At 69.4% G+C, this 22,335-nt stretch carries 22 protein-coding genes; 3 read left to right on the forward strand and 19 right to left on the reverse strand.

Annotated elements, in window-relative coordinates:
• Window positions 1-4: 4 nt before the first annotated feature.
• Window positions 5-781 carry an alpha/beta fold hydrolase gene (locus JAV51_RS19585; RefSeq protein WP_197322217.1) on the reverse strand — a complete coding sequence of 259 codons (777 nt, stop codon included), beginning with the start codon at window positions 779-781 and terminating at the stop codon, window positions 5-7.
• Window positions 782-793: 12 nt separating this feature from the next.
• On the opposite strand from JAV51_RS19585, the gene JAV51_RS19590 reads away from it, so the two are divergent.
• The 3 genes from JAV51_RS19590 to JAV51_RS19600 are packed head-to-tail and all read left to right on the forward strand — an operon-like array spanning window position 794 to window position 3,372.
• A complete protein-coding gene (locus JAV51_RS19590; RefSeq protein WP_197322218.1) occupies window positions 794-2,209 on the forward strand; it encodes a M1 family metallopeptidase in 1,416 nt (471 codons plus the stop codon).
• Between the two features lie 38 nt (window positions 2,210-2,247).
• Entirely contained in the window at window positions 2,248-2,556 is a 309-nt protein-coding gene (locus JAV51_RS19595; RefSeq protein ID WP_197322219.1) for an antibiotic biosynthesis monooxygenase, read from the forward strand.
• Window positions 2,557-3,372, forward strand: coding sequence for a Sir2 family NAD-dependent protein deacetylase (locus JAV51_RS19600; protein WP_197322220.1), 816 nt, complete (start codon window positions 2,557-2,559; stop codon window positions 3,370-3,372).
• Between the two features lie 100 nt (window positions 3,373-3,472).
• Here the strand turns inward: JAV51_RS19600 and JAV51_RS19605 are convergent, their stop codons facing one another.
• From JAV51_RS19605 to ftsH, 18 genes are all read right to left on the reverse strand, one after another.
• Entirely contained in the window at window positions 3,473-6,025 is a 2,553-nt protein-coding gene (locus JAV51_RS19605; RefSeq protein ID WP_197322221.1) for an ATP-dependent Clp protease ATP-binding subunit, read from the reverse strand.
• A 509-nt stretch (window positions 6,026-6,534) separates the two neighbouring features.
• Window positions 6,535-7,266 (reverse strand): ESX secretion-associated protein EspG, encoded by a 732-nt coding sequence (locus JAV51_RS19610; RefSeq protein WP_197322222.1) that lies wholly within the window; start codon window positions 7,264-7,266, stop codon window positions 6,535-6,537.
• A gap of 3 nt (window positions 7,267-7,269) precedes the next feature.
• Entirely contained in the window at window positions 7,270-8,604 is a 1,335-nt protein-coding gene (locus JAV51_RS20430) for a hypothetical protein (RefSeq protein WP_197322223.1), read from the reverse strand.
• A complete protein-coding gene (locus JAV51_RS19620) occupies window positions 8,601-9,236 on the reverse strand; it encodes a DUF3558 domain-containing protein (RefSeq protein WP_197322224.1) in 636 nt (211 codons plus the stop codon). Before JAV51_RS19620 ends, JAV51_RS20430 begins: the two co-directional genes overlap by 4 nt.
• Window positions 9,233-9,709 carry a hypothetical protein gene (locus tag JAV51_RS19625; RefSeq protein WP_197322225.1) on the reverse strand — a complete coding sequence of 159 codons (477 nt, stop codon included), beginning with the start codon at window positions 9,707-9,709 and terminating at the stop codon, window positions 9,233-9,235. Before JAV51_RS19625 ends, JAV51_RS19620 begins: the two co-directional genes overlap by 4 nt.
• A gap of 702 nt (window positions 9,710-10,411) precedes the next feature.
• Complete coding sequence (locus JAV51_RS19630; protein WP_005441653.1) at window positions 10,412-10,759, reverse strand: Lsr2 family protein; 348 nt, start codon at window positions 10,757-10,759, stop codon at window positions 10,412-10,414.
• 195 nt (window positions 10,760-10,954) lie between these two features.
• Window positions 10,955-11,776 (reverse strand): type III pantothenate kinase, encoded by an 822-nt coding sequence (locus JAV51_RS19635; RefSeq protein ID WP_197322226.1) that lies wholly within the window; start codon window positions 11,774-11,776, stop codon window positions 10,955-10,957.
• Entirely contained in the window at window positions 11,777-12,274 is a 498-nt protein-coding gene (gene panD / locus JAV51_RS19640) for an aspartate 1-decarboxylase (protein WP_197322227.1), read from the reverse strand.
• A gap of 30 nt (window positions 12,275-12,304) precedes the next feature.
• Window positions 12,305-13,210, reverse strand: a complete 906-nt coding sequence (gene panC / locus JAV51_RS19645; RefSeq protein WP_197322228.1) for a pantoate--beta-alanine ligase — start codon at window positions 13,208-13,210, stop codon at window positions 12,305-12,307.
• Window positions 13,207-14,103, reverse strand: a complete 897-nt coding sequence (locus tag JAV51_RS19650; protein ID WP_197322229.1) for a Rossmann-like and DUF2520 domain-containing protein — start codon at window positions 14,101-14,103, stop codon at window positions 13,207-13,209. The genes panC and JAV51_RS19650 overlap by 4 nt, the downstream gene beginning before the upstream one ends.
• A 126-nt stretch (window positions 14,104-14,229) precedes the next feature.
• On the reverse strand, window positions 14,230-15,432 hold the full coding sequence (locus JAV51_RS19655; protein ID WP_307845948.1) for a PrsW family intramembrane metalloprotease: 1,203 nt from the start codon (window positions 15,430-15,432) through the stop codon (window positions 14,230-14,232).
• A gap of 44 nt (window positions 15,433-15,476) precedes the next feature.
• Window positions 15,477-16,967 carry a DUF6779 domain-containing protein gene (locus tag JAV51_RS19660; RefSeq protein ID WP_197322230.1) on the reverse strand — a complete coding sequence of 497 codons (1,491 nt, stop codon included), beginning with the start codon at window positions 16,965-16,967 and terminating at the stop codon, window positions 15,477-15,479.
• A 69-nt stretch (window positions 16,968-17,036) separates the two neighbouring features.
• A complete protein-coding gene (locus JAV51_RS19665) occupies window positions 17,037-17,498 on the reverse strand; it encodes a DUF3180 domain-containing protein (protein ID WP_197322231.1) in 462 nt (153 codons plus the stop codon).
• Window positions 17,499-17,595: 97 nt separating this feature from the next.
• Window positions 17,596-18,087, reverse strand: coding sequence for a 2-amino-4-hydroxy-6-hydroxymethyldihydropteridine diphosphokinase (gene folK / locus JAV51_RS19670; protein ID WP_197322232.1), 492 nt, complete (start codon window positions 18,085-18,087; stop codon window positions 17,596-17,598).
• Window positions 18,084-18,452 carry a dihydroneopterin aldolase gene (gene folB / locus JAV51_RS19675; RefSeq protein ID WP_197322233.1) on the reverse strand — a complete coding sequence of 123 codons (369 nt, stop codon included), beginning with the start codon at window positions 18,450-18,452 and terminating at the stop codon, window positions 18,084-18,086. The genes folK and folB overlap by 4 nt, the downstream gene beginning before the upstream one ends.
• Window positions 18,445-19,245 carry a dihydropteroate synthase gene (folP, locus tag JAV51_RS19680; protein ID WP_231642730.1) on the reverse strand — a complete coding sequence of 267 codons (801 nt, stop codon included), beginning with the start codon at window positions 19,243-19,245 and terminating at the stop codon, window positions 18,445-18,447. Before folP ends, folB begins: the two co-directional genes overlap by 8 nt.
• 32 nt (window positions 19,246-19,277) lie before the next feature.
• Entirely contained in the window at window positions 19,278-19,934 is a 657-nt protein-coding gene (gene folE, locus JAV51_RS19685; protein WP_197322235.1) for a GTP cyclohydrolase I FolE, read from the reverse strand.
• Window positions 19,931-22,324, reverse strand: coding sequence for an ATP-dependent zinc metalloprotease FtsH (ftsH, locus tag JAV51_RS19690; RefSeq protein WP_197322236.1), 2,394 nt, complete (start codon window positions 22,322-22,324; stop codon window positions 19,931-19,933). Before ftsH ends, folE begins: the two co-directional genes overlap by 4 nt.
• Between the last annotated feature and the right edge of the window lie 11 nt (window positions 22,325-22,335).

The following is a 22,335-nucleotide window of genomic DNA, read 5'->3' on the forward strand; positions in this document are numbered from 1 at the left end:
GGCGTCATCGGGAGTCGAGCTCGCTCAGGAACGCCTCGACCGCTCCCCGGTAGACCTCCGGCTGGTCGTGATGCACGACGTGCCCCGCGTCCGCGACCACGAGGTGACGCCCGTTGCGGGCTCGTCTCGCCATCTCGGCCTGTTGGCCGGGCGGCATGCTGGTGTGCTCAGCCTCGATCACGAGCATCGGGCACCGCACCGCGTCGAGGTAGTCCCAGTAGTCACGCCGTCCCCATTCGGAGGCGATGGCGTAGAGGTCCTCCAGATCCGCGATCAAGTGGTAGCCGTCGTCGCGCTCCTCCACGCACTCGACGAAGTAGTCGCCCAGGTCGCCGAAGAACTCCGACACGTGGGCGAGCGACCGGAACGGCACAGGCCACGCCTCGAAGTAGGAACGCCATGCGTCCACGGTCTTGCCGCGCTGGTCGGGCGCCATGTCCTCCGTCACCACGGCGTCGACGAGCTGAGGCGCGCGCGCCGCCGTGACCCACGCGTGCAGCCCGCCCATCGAATGTCCGATGAGGACCGCCGGCCCGGCGTCGAGGTCCGCGACGAGATCAGCGACGTCGTCGGCGAACTCCTCCGTGCGCCACGAGCCTCGCCGCCGCGCCCGACCGTGCGCCCGGGCGTCGAGCCCCACGACGTGGCCGTACGACGTCAGCCATCGGGCCACCCGCCACCACGTGGTCGCCCGCCCCATGAGCCCGTGCAACAGCACGATGGGCCGCCCGCTGCCGCCGAAGTCGACCACACTCGGGGCCAGGGAAGATCGAACTGGCATTAGGCTCACTCCATGGTCGACCGCCGCGCCAGGCTGGCAGCACTGTGTGGGATCGCCTGCATCGTAGCCGCGTGCACCGACACCGAAGCTCCGTCCGAACCCGCCCCCGCGCCGACCCACGGGGCAGCGGGAATCGGTGACGCGTACTACCCCGAGGCGGGCAACGGCGGGTACGACGTCGACCGCTACGAAATCGACGTCCGCTACGACCCGGGCGAGCACGAGCTGACCGGCGACACCACGGTCGTCGCGCGGGCCTCCCAGGACCTCTCGCAATTCCACCTCGACCTGCGGGGATTCGCGATCACCTCCGTGGAGGTGGACGACGAGCCCGCCGAGTTCACCAGGGAAGGAGCGGCCGAGCTCGTCGTCACGCCCGCGAACCCGGTGCGCGAGGGGACGGAGTTCCGCACCCGCGTGCGCTACGAAGGCACGCCCGTGGTCGCCAACCGCGGACAGCTCGGCGGCAACGGCTGGTACCGCACGCCGTCCGGAGGCGCCTACGTCTTCGGCGAGCCCGAATCGGCGTCGTTCTGGTACCCGGCGAACGAGCATCCCCGCGACAAGGCAGCGTTCTCCCTCACCGCCACCGTCCCCGAAGGCTGGACCGCCGTCTCGGTCGGTCGGACGGGCAAGGCCACCACGAAGGACGGCTGGACCACCACGACGTGGACCGAGGACACGCCGGTGGCGAGCTACCTCACCCTGTTCGCCGTCGACAAGTTCGACGTCGAGACCGCGACACTCGCGGACGGCACGCCCGTCCGCAACGTCTTCTCCCCCGGCGCCGACACCTCTCGCGCCGCCGCCGAGCACACCCCGCGGATCGTCGAATTCCTCGAGTCCCACTTCGGCGACTACCCCGCGAGCACCGTCGGCGGCGTCTACCTCGACACGAATCCGGGCTTCGCCCTGGAGACCCAGGGCACCCCGACCTACCCGCTCGACGCGGACGCCGACCTCCTCGTCCACGAGCTCGCCCACCAGTGGTACGGCAACTCCGTGTCGGTGCACTCGTGGGCCGACATCTGCCTCAACGAGTGCTTCGCCGGCTACGCCACCTGGCTGTGGGCCGAGGAGACCCGGGACGCCGACCTCGACGCCCGGTACCGCACGCAGGTGGCGAACATGAGTGACGGGCTCTGGTCGCTGCCCCTCTACGACATGGGCGCGGGCAACGAGTTCGGCGCCGTGTACCAGAAGGGCCCCGTGGCCGTGCACGCTCTGCGCCTGCGCATCGGTGACGAGGCCTTCGCCGAGGTACTGCGCCGCTGGCCCACCGAACACGCCCACGGCAACGCCCGGTGGGAGGACTTCGAGGAGTTCGTCGAGCAGGTGTCGGGCGAGGACCTGGACGAGTTCTTCCAAGCCTGGTTCCGCGGCACCGAGCGCCCTGCCGAGGAGCACCTGCACCCGAAGCCCCGCTGACCCGAGCCGGTCGCCGAACGACGACTACCGTGTTCGGTATGGCAGTCGTGAAGATCAACGCAATCTCCGTTCCCGAGGGAGCGGGTCCCGAACTGGAGAAGCGGTTCGCCGCCCGGTTGCACGCCGTCGACAACCAGCCCGGTTTCCTCGGCTTCGAGCTGTTGCGCCCCGTCGCGGGCGACGACCGCTACTTCGTCTACACGAAGTGGGAGTCGGAGGAACACTTCCAGGCATGGGCCAACGGTCCCGCCCGCGAGGCCCACGCCGGTCACCAGGGCAAGTCCGTGGCCAACGGAGCGGATTTGCTGGAGTTCGAGGTCGTACAGAGCTCCGGTCCCGCCTCCTAGATGCACGAGCAGTACCAGCGCGCGGCCGAACTGATTTCCTCGGCCGACGCGCTGCTCGTGTGCGCGGGAGCGGGCATGGGTGTCGACTCCGGGCTGCCGGACTTCCGGGGCGACGAGGGGTTCTGGCGTGCCTACCCGCCGTACGCACGGCTCGGCTTGCGGTTCGTCGAGATCGCCGACCCCGAACACTTCGCCGCCGACCCGGAACTGGCCTGGGGCTTCTACGGACACCGGCTCGACCTGTACCGGCGGACACACCCCCACGACGGGTTCGCGATTCTGCGGAAGTGGGGTGAGGCCAAGCCGGGCGGGGTGCACGTCTTCACGTCGAACGTCGACGGTCAGTTCCAGCGGGCCGGTTTCGCCGACGTGGCGGAGGTGCACGGCTCGATCCACCACCTCCAGTGTCTCGCCCACTGCGGGATCGGGATCTGGCCCGCCGACGACGTCGTGATCGACGTCGACCCGGAGTCCATGCGCGCCCGCACTCCCCTGCCGTCGTGCCCGCGCTGCGGGTCGCTCGCCCGGCCGAACATCCTCATGTTCGGCGACTACGACTGGGTGCCCGACCGCTCACAACGACAGCTCGACGCCTTCACCGCGTGGCGGCGGACCCAGCGCTCCCTCGTGGTCGTGGAACTCGGCGCGGGGCGCGCCGTCCCCACCGTGCGCAGGCAGGCCGAACTGGCGAGCGCGGCGAACGGCGGCCTCGTTCGCATCAATCCCCGTGAGCCCGAGGTCCGCCACGGCCGCGGGGTCTCCCTGCCCGTCGGCGCGCTGGCCGCTCTCACGACGCTCGACGAACTCCTGACCTGAATCGGGGCTCGGGACGGCAGAGCGTCCCTCACTCCGACACGCCGGAGGGCCCCCGCACGTGCTGTGCGAGGGCCCTCCGGACTGGCTTTTCAGTTGTCGGTCACTCCTGCTCGGACTCGCCGGGCTCCTCGGTACCCGCGGCGGCGATGCTCACCGGCGGGGCATCGGGCACGTCCGACGGCTTCGGCTCGCCACGGAAGATGAACTTCGCCTGGTCGTCGTGAGCGTCGCCGACCTCCCAGCCTTCGACGTCCACGATGATGATCTGACCGGGCTGCACCTCGCCGAACAGGATCTTCTCGGACAGCTGGTCCTCGATCTCCCGCTGGATGGTCCTGCGCAGCGGCCGGGCGCCGAGCACCGGGTCGAAGCCCCGCTTGGCCAGCAGAGCCTTCGCCTTGTCGGTCAGCTCCAGAGCCATGTCCTTGGCCTTGAGCTGCTCCTCCACGCGGGACACCATCAGGTCCACCATCTGGATGATCTGCTCCTGCGTGAGCTGGTGGAAGACGATGATGTCGTCGATCCGGTTGAGGAACTCGGGCCGGAAGTGCTTCTTCATCTCCTCGTTGACCTTCTGCTTCATCTTCTCGTACCGACCGGTCTCGTCGGAACCGGAAGAGAAGCCGAGGCTCACGGACTTGGAGATGTCCTGCGTGCCCAGGTTCGAGGTGAAGATCAGCACCGTGTTCTTGAAGTCGACCGTGCGACCCTGACCGTCGGTCAGGCGACCGTCCTCCAACACCTGCAGCAGCGTGTTGTAGATCTCCTGGTGGGCCTTCTCGATCTCGTCGAAGAGGACCACGGAGAACGGCTTGCGGCGCACCTTCTCGGTGAGCTGGCCGCCCTCCTCGTAGCCGACGTAGCCCGGAGGGGCACCGAACAGCCGCGAGGCGGTGTAGCGGTCGTGGAACTCACCCATGTCGATCTGGATGAGCGCGTCGTCCTCACCGAACAGGAAGTTGGCCAGCGCCTTGGACAGCTCGGTCTTACCGACACCGGACGGACCGGCGAAGATGAACGAACCGGACGGGCGCTTCGGGTCCTTCAGACCGGCCCGCGTACGGCGGATGGCCTGCGACACGGCCTTGACCGCGTCCTCCTGGCCGATGATCCGCTTGTGCAGCTCGTCCTCCATGCGGAGCAGACGCGTGGTCTCCTCCTCGGTGAGCTTGAACACCGGGATACCGGTCCAGTTGGCAAGGACCTCGGCGATCTGCTCGTCGTCGACCTCGGCGACGACGTCCAGGTCACCGTCCTTCCACTGCTTCTCGCGCTCGGACTTCTGGCCGAGCAGAGTCTTCTCCTCGTCGCGCAGTCGAGCGGCCCGCTCGAAGTCCTGCGCGTCGATGGCCGACTCCTTCTCCCGCCGCACGTCGGCGATCTTCTCGTCGAACTCGCGCAGGTCCGGCGGCGCGGTCATCCGGCGGATGCGCATCCGCGCACCGGCCTCGTCGATGAGGTCGATCGCCTTGTCCGGCAGGTAGCGGTCGTTGATGTAGCGGTCGGCGAGCGTCGCCGCGGCCACCAGCGCCGAGTCGGTGATCGACACGCGGTGGTGCGCCTCGTAACGGTCGCGCAGCCCCTTGAGGATCTCGATCGTGTGCTCCAGCGACGGCTCGCCGACCTGGATCGGCTGGAACCGGCGCTCCAACGCGGCGTCCTTCTCGATGTACTTGCGGTACTCCTCGAGCGTGGTCGCACCGATCGTCTGGAGCTCACCACGGGCCAGCATCGGCTTGAGGATGCTCGCCGCGTCGATCGCACCCTCGGCGGCACCCGCGCCGACGAGCGTGTGCAGCTCGTCGATGAACAGGATGATGTCGCCCCGGGTCTTGATCTCCTTGAGGACCTTCTTCAACCGCTCCTCGAAGTCACCGCGGTAGCGCGAACCGGCCACCAGCGACCCGAGGTCGAGCGTGTAGAGCTGCTTGTCCTTCAGCGTCTCGGGCACCTCGCCCTTGACGATGTTCTGGGCGAGACCCTCCACGACGGCGGTCTTGCCGACGCCGGGCTCACCGATGAGGACCGGGTTGTTCTTCGTACGGCGGGACAGCACCTGCATGACCCGCTCGATCTCCTTGCTGCGCCCGATCACCGGGTCGAGCTTGTTCTCCCGCGCGGAGGCGGTGAGGTTGCGCCCGAACTGGTCGAGCACCAGCGACGACGACGGGGTGCCCTCGCCACGGCCCGTACCGGCCTCGGCGGGCTCCTTGCCCTGGTAGCCGGACAGCAACTGGAGCACCTGCTGACGAACCCGGTTGAGGTCGGCGCCCAGCTTCACGAGCACCTGCGCCGCCACGCCCTCACCCTCGCGGATCAGGCCCAGCAGGATGTGCTCGGTACCGATGTAGTTGTGGCCGAGCTGCAGCGCCTCACGCAGAGACAGCTCCAGCACCTTCTTGGCTCGCGGAGTGAAGGGAATGTGCCCGCTGGGAGCCTGCTGGCCCTGGCCGATGATCTCCTCGACCTGCTGGCGGACACCCTCCAGCGCGATACCCAACGACTCGAGCGCCTTGGCGGCGACACCCTCACCCTCGTGGATCAAACCCAAGAGGATGTGCTCGGTGCCGATGTAGTTGTGGTTGAGCATCCGGGCCTCTTCCTGGGCCAGGACAACCACCCGCCTCGCGCGGTCGGTGAACCTTTCGAACATTCCCACTCCCTCGACTGCTGCGCCGGCGGCCCGACACTCCTACCGGTTCGCTCCACCGGTGAGCTCGGCACCGTATGACCACTGTAGTAGCCGAGCACACGTTGCGTGGCTACCACTCGTGCGGATGGAACCTCACGGAGCAGGCCCTGAAGCGCCGCGAGCACTCGCGGAGGACACGCTCACAGTCGACTCGTTGCTGGCTGCTGACGTACGGAACAACGAAGCGCTCCATGGGGGAATTCCGGTGCGGGGCGTTGTCCGCTCACCGCGAACACGCCGCTCGCCGGGGTGTCGGCCGGGCGAGTGCGACCACCGCGGGAGGCCGCGTCGGGACACCTTCGCCAGTCGAGCACCTTCTCGATCACGAGGCCGACCCGACCCCGAGTCGGCCTCGGATTCGAGCCGTGATCCTCGACACAACGAGGTCGCGAGCGGCTCCGATGCCACGGACCGACCCCGACAAGGCCGGTCCGTGTGTCGAGACGCCGTCCCGGAGCGCTCGCCGGCCGTCACAGGCCGCTCAACGTGGTGTGCAGTGCGCCCGTGAGCTCGGCGGGAGTACCCGGTCGGCGGTGGACGTGATCGTCAGCGTCGAGGAAGACCAGCATGCGACCGAGCCCGGAGACGTCGAGCACGGACAGCGGGCGACTCCGACGGCGCACGCCGTCGACGGTCACGGCGCCGTACAACTGGTGGGCCCCGTCCCGGGGGCGGGCGAGCTGTCGACGAAAGCCCTCGACCTCGGTGACGCCGGACCGCCACCGGCCGTCCTCCCCCTCACCGTCGATCTCGGCTCGGGCGACGCGAAGCGGCGGCACGGCCGCGGCCGGCACGGCGGGCAGGCTCGTCACGAGCTCCTCGACGAGATCACGTGGCTCGACCGGCCGAAGCAGGACCTGATCGCCGTGGACGGTCACCCCCACCGCGACCCCCTCGCGTTCGGCCACCAACGACGCGGTGTCCAGACTCGGATCGGCGTAGCTGCTCCACCCGTACACCTCGCGGCTCGGCCGGGCCAGCGTGTACAGGACCTCGCGGAGCGTCCCGTCCTGCCCCGACGGCAGTCCGGCCTCGGCGAGCAGCCGGAGGCTTTCCCTGGTGACCTCCTCGGCACGGTCGTCCGGCACGTACAGGCCGGACGATCGCAGCGCGGGGTGGACATCCCCGGGAGCTTCGAGATTCCACGCGTGGAGCAGAGCCGCCCTGGGGACGGCGACCGCCTGGTGCAACACGACACTCACCGCCTACTCGCCGAGGGTGGGTGGCACGACGAAGTGACCCGTCTCGGGATCACGCAGGTCGTCGTCACCGCCGTCCAACGAGAACGCTTCGTCGGTGTCCTGGACGAAGCGACGCTGATGCTCGGAGTCCTCACCGCCCTGACCACGACCACCGGCGCCGCCCATGGCACCCATCGGCATCATCCCGGCGCGTCCGGCCATACCGGCTGCTGCCCTGGGCCCGGCCTGCCCGGCGTTCGCCGCCGGCCCGAACGGCATCGCCCCGCTGCCACGACCCGGTGCCGGGGCGTTGCCCGGGCCGCCTGGCACGGCCGACCTCGCACCGCCCGGACCGAACCCGCCCGAGCCGCCCGTCGCGCCGCCACCCGGCGCTCCGGTGTACCCCGTGACAGGCGTGCCACCGACAGACCAGGTATTCGGCGCACCTGGCCCGGTCGGCCCGGTCGGCGCGGGACCGCCGGCGGGCGGGGACGACGGCAGTTGCGCCGCAGGTCGGTAGGTCGTCGGGTCGGTCGTCGTCCGGTAGCCGGACGACGACGTCCGATCGGAGAACGACGAGTCGTCGTTGCCGGTCGTGTCCCGCTCGTGGACGCGGACGGGCGAGTCGTCGCGCGGCTCCGACGGGTGGACTAGCCCGGGCTCATCGCGCGTCGTGTCGTCTCGCTGCGTGTCGCTGCGCGCATCGCCTCCGCCGCGCTTCGCGTCGGAACTGTCCTTCGAGGTGGAGTCACCGGAGTCACGCCGCTCGCTCAACGTGCGCACGGTCTCGCTCTGCTCGTGCCCCTCACCGACGCGCCGCAGTGCGATCTCGCTGTCCCACTCGTCGAGCCAGCCGTAGTCGTACGTGACTCGATCCTGCGCCGATTGGGTGTGCTCCACGTACGTCTCGTAGATCCGCCGGTTACGCTCCTCCAGCTCGGCGTACTGGTTGATCGCCACCTCGTTGTCGGTGTCCCACGGCGTGATGCGATCCCAGAAGGTCCGTGTCGGCGGTTCGTCGGGCATCGGCTCCAACGTGGCCTTCAGCCACTCGAACGAGGACGCGACCTCCGAGAGCGTGCTCGCGTTGTCCTGGTAGGCCTCCGAAGCCTGGTAGGTCGCCTCCACTGCGGGACGGATGCGCTCCTGGGCCGCCTCTGCGCCCCCACCGGTCCACGAACTCTCGAGATCCGTGAGTGCTCGCCGCCCGCTATCGCTGACGACCGCGTGTTCACGGGAGAGATCCTGTGCCGTCCTCACCCCCTCCAGCCACAGTGAGGCATCACCGGCGTGCACCATCCGCACGATCTCGGCGATGGAATAGAGGCCGCCGAGCCGATCGCTGCCACCACCCGTCACGACCTCGCTCCCTCTCTCAGATTGGCCACCGCGATCTCGGCCAGTCGCTGGGAGAACGCGCAGGCATCGCCTCGGCTCTCTCGTGCGGGCGCCACCGTGACTCCCAGCGAGTACTCGTCCGCCAGTCCGATGTGCACCGAGCACGACACCTCGTTCTCCGCCAGTTGGAACGCCACCGCGGGAAAGCCACCGACACTCGGGATCTCCTGCCACACCTTGGCGATCGGCTTGGCGTTCCGGTAGAGGCCGCTGAGCCCCTGCTTCGTCGTGACGAGGAAGCTCGCCGAGATCGTCGCGCCGGTGTCGGGGTCCTGCCACGAACACCAGGGGCCGGTCTCGATGTCGTCCCGCTTCCCTTCCGGGGCGTCCTCGCCGAGTGCTTCCTCGACCTGCGCGCGGGTGAAGGTCTGGCACGGGTCGGGGGGCAACGCGGAGATCGGCAATGGCTCGCTCACGGCCGGTGCGCCACTGTGCGGCAACATGCCCGCCTCGTCGTCACCGGCAGTCGCGGACCGCGAGGCGGAGGACGTCTCCGGGGAGGCTTGGTCGCCCGCCTCCGACGCCGTCGAACATCCCGCTGCCAGCAGACCGATGACGCCCAGGCCCGCCACCACACGCAGGAGACGTGTCATTCGAGATACCCCTTGTCCTCACCGGGCAGAGCACCCGCACTTCCGATCTGTGCTTCGGCGTCCTCGTCGGCACCGGTCACCTCACCCAGCGCCGTCTTGAGGCGAGCCACGAGGACCTCGAAGAACGCGATCTCCCGCTGGATGTGCTCGTAACCGGCGTCGAAGGCGCCACCGCCTCGTCCCCCACCGTTGGCGAGGGTCAGATGGAACGAGCTGCTCGCGGGGTCGTCCGCGGCCCGTTCCAGCATGACCAGGCTGTGGGCCTTCCCCTGCATTTCCCTGAGCTTGTTGGAGATCTCCTCGAAGTCGTCCAGCGCTTTCTGAGCTTCTTCCCTGCTCAGGCTGAAGCCCTGTGCGCCGGTGGGCACGGAACCGGACCCACCACCCGGCGGAGGCGGCCCGACCGACCCTCCGGCCGCCACGCCGTCCACCCAGAACGTCACGTCAGACAACCAGCCATCGGCCGCAGTCATCCCCACCTCCGCATGAGCCCCACACGAAGCGAATGCGTCGGAGAGTAGCGCGTTAGTCACGCTCTGACAGAGATTTCACACAAATACGCCGGAAAGGGTCTGAGAGGGCGTATCACCTGCTCCGAGCGGGTCACGGCCGGACGACGCGGGCGCTCCGGGGAGTGGAACGGCAGCGTCGTCGAACGGAACAATCGAACGGAACAACGGACGCATCGAGGCTGGCACGTCGGCGAAGATCGTCCCGGATGTTGCGGGTGGACGCGGGCCTCGAACTTCGATCGGCTGTTCACCGGCCGGATCAGACCGCTCACCGACTCCGATCGGGCCGCGAGAACCGTGGTCTCCACGACCGCCGCCGACCCGGTCGTCACCCGAGCGACGCACCCCACGAGGCGGACGGGAATGACGGTGCGCGCATGCGGTGACTGTTCAGCACCCATATCGGAACGGGAGGACGGGGACCGTCCGGGGCCACCGGCCTCAAACGATGTCGCCGCTCGCGTCCGATTCCCCGTCGCCCCGGACAGCGTCGCCCACCGAACTCGGCGACAACGACCAGGCACATTTCGTCCGCGATTTCACGTCACTCGTCGGTACACCGCCCGGAGCATACGCGCGGCGACAGAAAGTAACCAAGCAGGGAGGTGAAACTGAATATGGCCTCCCGAGCCGGACCCGAGAGGCCATACCGCAGAGAGTCTTTCAGTTCCTGCGGTGGTACGCTTCCACGACCTCGGACGGGATGCGTCCACGATCCGAGACCTCGAAACCGTTCTTCCGCGCCCAGGCGCGAATTGCCTGGTTCTGCTCGCGATCCACAGCAGCCGAGCGGGCAGGAGCTTTCACGGCACTCCGGCTCGACGTCCGCTTCCGCCCACCGGCCCGGCGAGCGTGCTCGACGTACTGAGCAAGAGCGTCACGCAATTCTTCCGCATTTTCGGCGGAGAGATCGATCTCGTAGTTGACGCCGTCGAGACCGAACTCGACGGTCTCCTCCGCCTCGGACCCGTCCAGATCGTCCACGAGGGAGACAAGGACCTTCTGCGCCATCTGATTCCTCCTGCTTGGGACATGCTGAGATCACGTGGTGCCCGCGCCCGAGCTAAAAGCCTTGACCGAGCATATTGTTACCCGCACGTGCAGAATAACGCAAATCAACTTCAGCCATTGTCTGGGTCGTTGGCATGTCCTTATGCGGCCAACACAATCCCGCTCGGCGAACTGGCGGAAACGAGAACGACGTGCTCAGGACCGTGCGCGGCGACCCGGAGGAACGTTCCGGTCGGCGGTGTTCCTCTCGAAAACGAGCCGAAGGCCCAGGAGCGTGAGGTGCGGCACGTGTTCGGTGATCGTTTCGGACTCGTTCACGACGAGTGGGGCAAGACCACCGGTCGCGATCACCTCGACAGGCTCGCCGGAACTGCCCGTCAGCTCTCGGGCGATCCTTCTGACGAGTCCGTCGACCTGACCGGAGAAACCGTACAAAATCCCCGATTGCAGGCACTCGACGGTGTTCTTGCCGATCACCGAGCGGGGCCTGACGAGCTCGACCTTCCGCAACGCGGCGGCCCGGGAGGCGAGGGCGTCGACCGAAATGTCGATTCCCGGCGCGAACGCTCCGCCGAGGAACTCACCCTTCGCGGAAATGGCGTCCACATTGGTCGACGTGCCGAAATCGACGACGACGCACGCCGTGTTGTGCAGGTGGTGGGCGGCGAGGGTGTTCACCAACCGATCGCCACCCACCTCCTTGGGGTTGTCCACGAGCAACGGCACCCCGGTCCGCACCCCCGGCTCGACGATGACCGTGGGCACCTCGGGGTAGTACCGGTCGAGCATCACGCGCAGTTCCCGCAGCACGGCGGGAACCGTGGACAACGCGGCGATGCCGGTGATTCCGTCGGCGTGGCGTCCCAGCAGTCCCCGCATCGTCAGCGCCATCTCGTCGGCGGTCATGCGGGGATCGGTGCGCATTCGCCAGTCACGCACCAGGCGCGCGGCCTCACCGCGACCGGTGTGCAGGCCGAGGGCGATGTTGGAGTTGCCGACGTCGACGGTGAGCAGCAATCAGTGCTCCGCGTGCAGCAACGCGTCGAGCCGGGCGGCGTCGGCCGTCTCGGCGGTCGGCAGTTCGCCGTCGGCGGGCGCGGAACCTTCGGTCACCGCCCCGCTGGCCAGCCCGTACCCGTCGGGCACCGACGCCGGGTCAGCGCCACGTTCGACGATCCGGTTCTCTCCGTCGACGAACACGATCCGCGGCGTGAACGACGCCGCCTCGGCGGAGTCCATCTGGCCGTACGCGATGAGGATGACGATGTCCCCCGGGTGCACGAGATGCGCGGCGGCACCGTTGATGCCGAGCACACCGCTGTCCCGTTCGCCCTCGATGACGTAGGTCTCCAGTCGCGCGCCGTTGGTGACGTCGACGATGGTGACCTGCTCGCCCGGCAGCAGGTCCGCCGCCTCCATGAGGGTCTTGTCGACGGTGACCGAACCGACGTAGTGCAGGTCCGCCTGCGTGACCGTCGCCCGGTGGATCTTGGACTTGAGCATGGTCCGATACATGGCGAGATTCCCTCTCCTAGCTCTCGCGTCTCACTGCTCGATGCCGTACTCGGCCGCCGCGCCGAGCAGGAGCCCGACGTTGTCGATGAGCCTGGTGCTGCCGACCCGCGCCGCCACCAGCAACCGGGCCTCACCGTCCTCCGGCGGGGGTCCCAACTCCGTGTCACGCAGTTCGAGGTAGTCGACGGCCACCTCGGGGCGCGCCGCGAGCGTGCTGCGCGCCGCGTCGAGCACGGCCTCCGCTCCCCGACCACCCGCGTGCACACCGGCCACCAATGCCTTGGAGAGCACCGTCGCCAGCTCCCGCTGCTCCGGCGTCAGGTAGACGTTGCGGGAGGACAACGCGAGGCCGTCCGCCCCCCTCACCGTGGGCACGCCCAGCACCCGGACGTCGAGGTCGAGGTCGGCCACCATGCGCTTGATGAGCACGAGCTGCTGGTAGTCCTTCTCCCCGAACAGCGCGTAGTGCGGACGCACGATGTTGAAAAGCTTCGCCACCACGGTGAGCACGCCCGCGAAGTGACCGGGCCGGAAAGCACCTTCGAGCTCGTCCCCCAGCGGGCCCGGGTGCACGGTGACCGACGCGTTCGGCGCGTACAGCTCCTCCGCGCTCGGGGTGAACGCAATCTCAACGCCCGCGTCGGCCAACACCTCCAGGTCGGCCTCCAGGGTGCGCGGGTAGGCGTCGAAGTCCTCGCCCTCACCGAACTGCAGCGGGTTGACGAAGATCGAGGCCGCGACCACGGTGTTGGGCAGCCGCTTCGCCCTCCGCAGCAGTTCACGGTGCCCGTCGTGCAGCGCCCCCATGGTGGGGACGAGCGCCACGTTGCGTCCCACCGAGCGCAGCGCCGCGGTGACCTGGCGCACGTCGTTCGGTGTGCGGTAGACGTTCACCTGGCCACGGGTGAACTTCGGGGTGATCTTCGATGTGGTCACGTGCCCTCACGTCCGTTGTCGAGCAGGTCGGTGATCTCGCGGGCGGCGTCGGAGTCGAGCAACCCGGCTTCGCTCGCTCTGGCGGCGGTCCGCCGGGCCAACGCGGTGTACGCGGGACGGATCTCCGGAGCCTGTTCGGCGAGCACCCGCAGATGAGTCCGCACCGTTCCCACGTCGCCTCGCGCGACCGGTCCGGTGAGCGCGCGATCGCCGTGTCGTAGGGCGTTGTCGAGCGCGGCGGACAACAGCGGGGCGAGGAGCCGCTCGGGTTCACCGACGCCGTTGCGCCGTAACAATTCCACACAGTCCGCCACCAACGTCGCGAGGTGGTTGGCACCGTGGGCGAGGGAGGCGTGGTAAAGGGGGCGGGCGGCCTCCGGAAGGCGGACGGGCTCCGCGCCCATCTCCATGGTCAGGGCCTCGCCCACGTTCCAGGCGACATCGTCGTCGTCCGCCGCGGTGACCCCGACGGCGCACGAGTCGAGCCGCTGCAAGTCCTCGACTGCCCCGGTGAACGTCATCACCGGATGCAACGCCAGAGGCAGGGCTCCTGCTTCCGTCGCGGGCCGCAAGACCCCGATTCCGTGAGCCCCGCACGTGTGGACCACGATCTGTCCGGCCCGGAACGCACCGGCGTTGGCGAGGCCGGTCACCATCGGGCCGAGCACGTCGTCGGGCAGAGCGAGCAACACCAGATCGGCGCTGCTCACCACCTCGTCCGGTGGTCGCAGCGGCACGCCGGGCAACAACCGTTCGGCTCGCTGCACGGACGCGTCGGACACCGCCGAGGCGGCGACCACGGGATGACCGGCACGGGCGAGCGCAGCGCCGAGCACGCTCCCGACCCGGCCCGCCGACACCACACCGACGGCAAGCCGCGCAGGGCGGCTCACTGCGTGCCCCACTGGACGCACATCGACTCCCAAGCTCGTTCCAGTCCCACCCTGTGTCGCGGGTACCAGACGACGGCGCGAGACTAGCCCCACCTGCGCGTGCGCACGCCCACGAGGTGACCAGCTTCACCCGTCGGCGCCGCCACGCGCGAGCCGCACCGCCTCGGCTCGGGTCTCCTTCAACACGGCCAGCAGGGACGCCTGGCGCATGGACAGGTAGTCGGTGCGCATCCGCTCCGACACGGGTGAGCCCTCCCAGCGACGCGCGAACGCCAGTTCGGTCACTGCGGCCTGGTAGGCGGCCACGGCCTTCGCCGCCTCCCTGCCGGACTCCGCCCGCGCCTGCCGCCGCCACTTCTTGCGTTCCCGCAGATCGGCCAGCAACGGGATCTCGGAGGGAGCGATCCAGCCGGCCTCGGCCATACCCGGCAGGGTCGCCTCGATGATGCGCTGCTCACGTCGCCGCTGCCACATCATGATCAGCACCACGGCCGTGAAGATCGGCACCATGATCAGGAAGTAGACGTTGAGGAAGACGTCACCGCCCCCGAGCGTCGCCGAGGCGTTCCACAGAGCGTGCAGCAGCACCGCCGCGACGTAGGCGGCCACCGGCACGCCGAACTTCAAGCCGCGGTGCCGCGAGTGCACCACCAGCCCCACGCCGATCCCGATCAACACCGTGAAGAGCGGGTGCGCGAACGGCGACAGCAGGCCACGCAGCAGGAACGCCGCGAAGACACCCGCCGAGACCCCGTCCCCGAGGCCGTGGTCCACGAACGCCCTGCCGAAGTAGTAGACGTTCTCGGTGAACGCGAAGCCCGCCGCGCTGAAGCCCGCGTAGACGATGCCGTCGACGACCCCGTCGAACTCGTGCTTGCGTCGCCGCATGAGCACGAGGACGGGGACGGCCTTGAGAGCCTCCTCGACCAGCGGCGCCGACACCAGTGCACTCACCTTGCCGCCCTGGCCACTGCCGAGCAGCATGTCCCCCAACGCCTGAGCGGTGTCGTTGACCAGCAGCGCGGTGAGCGTCGCGACGCACGCGCCCCAGGCGAAGGTCAACAACAGCAGCTTGGCGGGTTCCGGTTCCCAGCGGTCGATCCACAGGAACGCGGCCACGACGACCAGCACGGGCACCACGGCCGCGACCACGCCGATCAACACCGCGAGCGCTCCCACACGCACGGTGGCCAGGCCCAGCACGAGCAGTCCCGACAAGGCGAGGCAGGCGATCCCGACCAGGGGCAGCAGCACGGTCACTCGCCGAGGCGTGTGCCTGCGCAGCGTGGAGGACGACGAAGGCTGACGGTCGGTGGTGGCTCCCTTCACGCGGGAACCTTAGCGAGACCGCCCGACGGACACGCCGCCAGTCGTCAGTCGTCGGCGCGGCGGCGACGACGAGGTCGGGAACCACTCGCGCCGTACGCGGCGAGCAACTCGCTCACCGAGCGCCCCTCGGAGTGGGAACCCGCCGGTTCGGGCTCGCTCTCCTCCGCGTGGGAGTGCCGTGCACCGGACGCCGCCGAGTCCAACCACGCGGGTTTCTCGTCGTCGTCGCGACGCCGCCGACCACCGCCGGAGGACGGCGCGGGCTCGTCGGGCTCCGGACGTCGCCTGCGACCGCCGGACGGCGTCGCGTCCCTGACCTCGGGAGGCAGCGTCGGATTCGGCTCCGGCTGCGTCGGCGCGGGCGGGTCGACCCGCGCCGCGACAGTCGCCTCTGCGGGCGACTCGGTCGGCCGGGGCTCCATCGGACGCCGTGGCGGCTCGACGGGTGCGCGGTAGCCCGTTCCCCTGCCGTCGGTGTCACCAGGCCGAACCGGCGGCGTGACCGCCGTCCGCGGGTCCACGGCGCGTTGCGTCCGCGTGGGAGCCTCCTCCACCGCGGGCTGCTGAGGGCGTGCGGGAGTCTCCGGGTTCAGCGAGCGAGCCAGGTGCCCCTCCCGCGGCGGAGCCGGAGGCCGTGGTGCCTCGGCGTCGGCGGGCCGACGCGGCGCGTAGGCAGGACCGGCCGGGCCGTTCGGGGGCGCGACCGGACGCTGCTGCGGGCGGGACATCTCCGCGCGGGCCCGGCTGGCGGCCTCGCTCGCCCTCGCCAGAGCCGACCCCGGGCGAGGCGGCACGCGACGGGCGGCGGGCTCGCCGGGCTGCTGACGCATGTCCTCCGCGGGACGCGCCGAGCGCGGGACGAAGCGGCTGCGCCCGGCACCGGGTTCCCGTCGGCGAGGAGGCTCCACCCGGGGCATCATCGGTTCCTCGGCGTCGTCCTCCGGTTCGGCGTCGAGGTCGCGGATGCGGCCGATCAGTTCGGTCGGCGGGTCGTCCTGGTCGGCCTGCTCGGCATCGACCGTGAGCGCGGGCCGTCCCTCCGCCTCGCCCGCCGTGACGAGCCGCTGGTCGTCACCGAGCTTGCGCATGCGGGTCGACTGCGCCGTCAAGGCCACGCGCTCCCACAGCACCTCGCCACCGAAGAGGTTCTGCAGGTTGTCCCGCAGACTCCGCAGTTCCTCCCGCAACGCCTCCAGCTCGTCGCGCTTCTCCTCCTCGACCCGTCGCCGGGTCTCGGCCTCGATCTCCAGCTCGTGCTCCCGCCGCGCGGCGATCTCCTTCTGGAGTTCGAGCTCGTAGATCTTCTGCGCCTTGGCGACCGACTTCTCGTTCACCGCGGCCTGCTTGCGGTACTTCGCCGCCATGAGCGCACCGATCAACGCGGCCCACAAGGCGGCGACGACCGCGAGTCGAATCCACCGCAGGTCGTCGGTCAGCACCAAGGCCAGCGTGGCGCCGATGGCGAGGAGAAAGCCAACAGCCAGCCACGGCTTCGCCGCTGATCGGTCCCGCGAGTCCTCGCCCACGCCACTCATGCCCCACACCGTACCGTCCAGTGATCCTTCCGAGACCTTTCCGGTACTTCGAGCGGCAGCGTGGCTGCGCTAATCGGTCGGTGGACCGTCCGGATCGCGCTCTCCGTTCCTCGGAGTGCGACAGCACTGTTCAAGCCACAGTGCGGCACCGATGAGCAGCCCCGCACAACACGCGCCGACGACGGTCGCCGGGACGTCATTCGCCGCCGCCACGATTTCACTCGACCGGGGTGCCAGGTAGGCGAGCGCACCGAGCCACGCGCCGACCATGAGCGCCCCCAACAACGACGACGCCTTCGCCAACGCGACCGCTCTGGCGATGCCGATCCCCGACTCCACCCGACGCTCCCGGATTCGCGACCGCACGGAGAAGGCGAGCACGGTCTCACCGAGAGCCAGGACCAGCAAGGTCACCCCGGCCAGCGTGGGCAGATCGGGCAGCGATCCGAACGCGACGCGATACAGCGAGAACGTCGCACCGAAGCCGATCACCGCGGCGAGGAGGAGATCCCGGGCCCGCGTGAAGTGCATGGTCACCACCGTACCGAGGATCGACGCGCACCGGTTCGCTCCACCAATCCGGACCGATTTCGGGAACCGACTCGGCGCGGTCGAAGCGGGCGCGCGGTCAGAGTGTCAATTCGGAGCGCCGCCGTACGCCCGCGCGCTCGTCCTCGCCCAACGCCGCAAGCAACGCATCGGCACGCCCCCGGCCGGGAACCACCGCGTCCGGGTCGATCTCCAGCCACGGGATCAGCACCGTCGCCCGCTCGGGCGTACCCGGGTGCGGCAACAACAGCTCGGGATGGTCGGAACGAACGTCGTCCACGGTCACGACGTCGACGTCGAGCGTCCGTGGCCCCCACCGCCGTTCCCGGACCCGCTCGGCACGCCGCTCCAGCTCCTGGGCCGTCCGCAGCCATGCCCAGTGGTCTCGACCAGGATCGTCGACCACGCACACGGCGTTGAGGAAGTCAGGTTGGTCCGTCACTCCCCACGGCGCCGTCTCGTACACCGACGACACGGCCACGAGCACGTCCCGCAGTCCGTCCACCGCGAGCCGCAGGTAGCCGTAGCGATCGCCCAGATTGGACCCGAGTGACAGCACCGCCCTGCTCATCGCCGTTCCCTCCGCACGGTGACGGCGATGTCGGCGAACGTCAGCGGAATCGGTGCGGACGGCTTGTGGACGGTGACCTCGACGGCACGCACCCGCTCGTCCCGCAGCACGTCCTCGGCGATCAAGCCCGCCACGCGCTCGATGAGGTCGTGGGCAGGGCCCGCCACCACGTCGGCCGCGCGCTGGGCCAGCTCCCCGTAGTTCAGCGTGTCGGACAGCTCGTCCGACTCCGCCGCTGCCGACAGGTCGAGCCACACCGTGAGGTCGACGACGAACTCCTGGCCGTCGCGCTTCTCGTGCTCGAAGACCCCGTGCCTGCCGAAGACCCGCAGGCCGGTCAGCGTGATGCGGTCGCCCTCAGGCACGGCCCCTCCGCCACGCCTCGGCCACGGCGACCGCGTCCAACGACGCGCCGACGTCGTGCACTCGCACGCCCCACGCACCGGCGTGGGCGGCCAGGGTGGAAACGGCGGCTGTGGCCACCTCCCGGCCCGACGGCGGGCGCGGCTGCCCTTCGGCGTCCGCGAGCAACCGCCCGAGGAACCGTTTGCGCGACGCCCCCACCAGAACGGGGAAGCCCAGGTCGAGCAGGGCGTCGAGCCCGTGCAACAGAGCCCAGTCGTGTTCGGCGTGCTTGGCGAAGCCCAGGCCAGGGTCGAGCACGATCGCTTCCTCACGCACCCCGGCGGCCATCGCGTCGTCCACCCGCGCGCTCAGTTCCGCGCGAACGTCGGCGACCACGTCGTCGTAGTGGGCGAGTTCGTTCATGTGGCGGCTGTGGCCCCGCCAGTGCATGAGTACCCACGGCACTCCCGAGTCGGCGGCGACCTTCGCCATGTCGGGGTCGGCCAGCCCACCGGACACGTCGTTGATGATCCGGGCACCCGCCTCGATCGCGGCCTCGGCCACCCGCGCACGGGTGGTGTCGACCGACAACACCAGCCCCTCGGCCGCGAGCGCCTTCACCACGGGCAGCACCCGGGCCGACTCCGTCTCCGCGTCCACCCGCTGCGAGCCCGGACGCGTCGACTCGCCGCCGACGTCGATGACGTCGGCACCCCGGCGCCACATCGCGTGGGCGTGCGCCAGGGCGTCCTCCGTGCTCAGGTACCGGCCACCGTCCGAGAACGAGTCGGGGGTGACGTTGAGGACTCCCATCACCGCGCACCGGCCCGGACGCGGTAGGCCAGTCATCGGCGGCCGCCCTTGATGAGCTCCAACGCCTCGGCCCGCGAGGACGCGGACGTCTGCAACAGGCCCCGCACCGCCGACGTCGTCGTGCGAGCGCCGGGCTTGCGCACCCCGCGCATGGCCATGCACAGGTGCTCGGCCTCCACCACCACGATGACGCCGCGGGGCCGCAACTTGCGGTTGAGCGCGTCCGCCACCTGCGAGGTGAGCCGCTCCTGCACCTGCGGGCGCTTGGCGTAGAGGTCGACGAGCCGGGCGAGCTTCGACAGGCCCGTCACCTTGCCCTGGCCGTTGGGGATGTAGCCGACGTGGGCGACCCCGTGGAACGGGGTGAGGTGGTGCTCGCAGAGGCTGAACAACGGGATGTCGGTGACCAGCACCAACTCTTCGTGGCTCTCGTCGAAGGTCCGGTCGAGCACGTGATCCGGGTCGCTGTACAGGCCCGCGAACATCTCGCGGTAGGCCCTCGCGACCCGGGCCGGCGTCTCCTTGAGACCGTCGCGCTCCGGGTCCTCACCGCATGCCAGCAGCAGTTCCCGGATCGCGCGCTCCGCCCTCTCCTGGTCGAACACCGCGTGACCGGCCCTGGGGAGTTCCGCGTCGACTTCGAGCGGAGAGTAACCGTTGCCCGTCACGTCACTGCCTTCCTCGATCACGAAGGCGTGTTGCCGTCCTGATCGTTGTCGTCGTTGCGCTCGGCCGGTTTCGCGTCCGGAGTCGGCGGAGCAGGCGGCTGCTGCGGCGCGGGGTTCTGGTCGCGCCACGGGTATCCGCTGCGTCCGCTCGGCTGCGTCGCCGGAGTCCAGCCCGGAGGAGCCCCGTAGTGCGGAGGACCGGCGTTGGTTCTTCCGCCACTCGGCTGGCCGCCGTTGGACGGCCACGGAGTCGCACCGCTGTTGTTCCGCCGGGTTCCGTTCGGCTGGGCGTCCCCGGACGGGGGAGCGTACGGATTGTAGGTCGACGAGGGGGCCGCGGTTTCCGGCTGTCCATGCGGCGGACCTCCGGGCAGGTCACCGGCACCGGGAGCGGTGGCCACCGGCGTGGGCTCCGGCTCGGTCTCGGCGGGCTTCCGGTCGTCGCTCTCGCTCTCGGGCGGCCACGGCTCGCCGCGCTCCATCGCCAGCTCACGCGGAGTCTTGATCGGCGGCTTGTCCGACGGCAGCCGCTCGCCGAACTCGTTGAACGTCGTGATGCGAGGCCGCTTCTCCACCGAGGCGAAGATGCGCTCCAGGTCTCGGCGCTGGAGGGTTTCCTTCTCCAACACCTCCATCACGAGGTCGTCCAGCACGTCGCGGTAGGTCGTCAGAACCTCCCACGCCTCCGTGTGCGCCGTCTCGATGAGCTTGCGCACCTCTTCGTCGATCTCGTGCGCGACCTCCAGCGAGTAGTCCGGCTGACGGCCCGCCGACCGACCGAGGAACGGGTCACCGTGCTCCTGGCCGTACTTCACCGCGCCGAGCCGCGGCGACATGCCGTACTCGGTCACCATCGCCTTGGCGATCTTCGTGGCCTGCTCGATGTCAGACGACGCACCCGTGGTCGGCTCGTGGAAGACGAGTTCCTCCGCCGCACGACCGCCCATCGCGAACACGAGACGGCCGATCATCTCGGAGCGCGTCATGAGCTGCTTGTCGTCCTCGGGCACGATCAACGCGTGCCCACCGGTGCGGCCACGGGGCAGGATCGTGAGCTTGTAGACCGGTTCGATGTCCGGCATCGCCCACGCGGCCAGCGCGTGACCACCCTCGTGGTACGCGGTGATCTTGCGCTCGTGCTCGGAGATGATCCGGCTCTTGCGGGCCGGACCGCCGATCACTCTGTCGACCGACTCCTCCAGCGCCGCGTCGGTGATCACGGTGCCGTTCTGACGCGCGGTGAGCAGCGCGGCCTCGTTGATGACGTTGGCCAGGTCGGCGCCCGACATGCCGACCGTGCGCTTCGCGAGTGCCTCGATGTCGACGTTGTCGGCGAGCGGCTTGCCCTTCGAGTGCACCTCCAGGATCGCCCTCCGGCCGGACAGGTCGGGGGCGGAGACCGGGATCTGGCGGTCGAAGCGGCCGGGACGCAGCAGCGCCGGGTCGAGGATGTCGGGACGGTTCGTGGCGGCGATGAGGATGATGCCGCCGCGCGAGTCGAACCCGTCCATCTCGACGAGAAGCTGGTTCAGCGTCTGCTCGCGCTCGTCGTGGCCACCACCGAGACCGGCACCACGCTGACGGCCCACGGCGTCGATCTCGTCGACGAAGATGATGCACGGCGCGTTCTGCTTGGCCTGCTCGAAGAGGTCCCGCACCCGCGACGCACCGACACCGACGAACATCTCGACGAAGTCGGAACCCGAGATCGTGTAGAACGGCACCCCGGCCTCGCCGGCCACCGCACGGGCCAGCAGCGTCTTACCGGTGCCGGGCGGGCCGTACAGCAGCACACCCTTGGGGATCTTGGCGCCCAACGCCTGGTAACGCGCCGGGTTCTGGAGGAAGTCCTTGATCTCGTGGAGTTCCTCCACGGCCTCGTCGGCGCCCGCGACGTCGTTGAAGGTCGTGGTCGGCATGTCCTTGTTGAGCTGCTTGGCCTTGGACTTGCCGAAGTTCAGCACCCGGTTGCCGCCGCCCTGAGCGCTGTTCATCATCCACATGAGCAACAGCACGAGGATGCCCAGCGGGATCATGTAGATCAGAAGCTGGGTGAAGAAGCTCTCCTGCGTGACGGTGGTGTTGAACTTGACGTTCTCTTCACCGGTGCTGGAGTTGAGCAGCGTGTTGTAGAGCTGGTCGGACGCGCCCGCCGGGAACTTCGTGAGGACCTGCTCGACCTGTTGGCCGTCGACGGCGATCGAGTTGTCGAGGGTCAGCTTGAGCTGCTGTTCGCGGTCCTCGAGCGTCGCTTCCTTGACGTTGCCGGAGCGGATCTGCTCGATGGCCTGCGACGTCGGGATTTCGGTGTAGCCGCGGTCACTGTCGCTGAGGGTGCTGATGCCGAAGATCAGCAGCAGAACCACGAGTATCCACAGCAGTGGGTTCCTGAGCAGGCGCTTGCGGTCCATTCGATCCGGCC

The sequence above is a fragment of the Saccharomonospora sp. NB11 genome (genome assembly GCF_015910535.1).
Taxonomy (GTDB): domain Bacteria; phylum Actinomycetota; class Actinomycetes; order Mycobacteriales; family Pseudonocardiaceae; genus Saccharomonospora.

Excerpts from the sequence above, each read along its gene's own strand:
- JAV51_RS19595 (WP_197322219.1), top strand. The coding sequence starts at position 2,248 with ATGGCAGTCGTGAAGATCAACGCAATCTCCGTTCCCGAGGGAGCGGGT.
- JAV51_RS19665 (WP_197322231.1), bottom strand. The coding sequence starts at position 17,498 with ATGCACTTCACGCGGGCCCGGGATCTCCTCCTCGCCGCGGTGATCGGC.
- JAV51_RS19590 (WP_197322218.1), top strand. The coding sequence starts at position 794 with ATGGTCGACCGCCGCGCCAGGCTGGCAGCACTGTGTGGGATCGCCTGC.
- JAV51_RS19585 (WP_197322217.1), bottom strand. The coding sequence starts at position 781 with ATGCCAGTTCGATCTTCCCTGGCCCCGAGTGTGGTCGACTTCGGCGGC.
- JAV51_RS19600 (WP_197322220.1), top strand. The coding sequence starts at position 2,557 with ATGCACGAGCAGTACCAGCGCGCGGCCGAACTGATTTCCTCGGCCGAC.
- JAV51_RS19660 (WP_197322230.1), bottom strand. The coding sequence starts at position 16,967 with ATGAGTGGCGTGGGCGAGGACTCGCGGGACCGATCAGCGGCGAAGCCG.
- panD (WP_197322227.1), bottom strand. The coding sequence starts at position 12,274 with ATGTATCGGACCATGCTCAAGTCCAAGATCCACCGGGCGACGGTCACG.
- JAV51_RS19605 (WP_197322221.1), bottom strand. The coding sequence starts at position 6,025 with ATGTTCGAAAGGTTCACCGACCGCGCGAGGCGGGTGGTTGTCCTGGCC.
- folK (WP_197322232.1), bottom strand. The coding sequence starts at position 18,087 with ATGAGCAGGGCGGTGCTGTCACTCGGGTCCAATCTGGGCGATCGCTAC.
- JAV51_RS19625 (WP_197322225.1), bottom strand. The coding sequence starts at position 9,709 with ATGACTGCGGCCGATGGCTGGTTGTCTGACGTGACGTTCTGGGTGGAC.
- folP (WP_231642730.1), bottom strand. The coding sequence starts at position 19,245 with ATGGGAGTCCTCAACGTCACCCCCGACTCGTTCTCGGACGGTGGCCGG.
- JAV51_RS19620 (WP_197322224.1), bottom strand. The coding sequence starts at position 9,236 with ATGACACGTCTCCTGCGTGTGGTGGCGGGCCTGGGCGTCATCGGTCTG.
- ftsH (WP_197322236.1), bottom strand. The coding sequence starts at position 22,324 with ATGGACCGCAAGCGCCTGCTCAGGAACCCACTGCTGTGGATACTCGTG.
- JAV51_RS19630 (WP_005441653.1), bottom strand. The coding sequence starts at position 10,759 with ATGGCGCAGAAGGTCCTTGTCTCCCTCGTGGACGATCTGGACGGGTCC.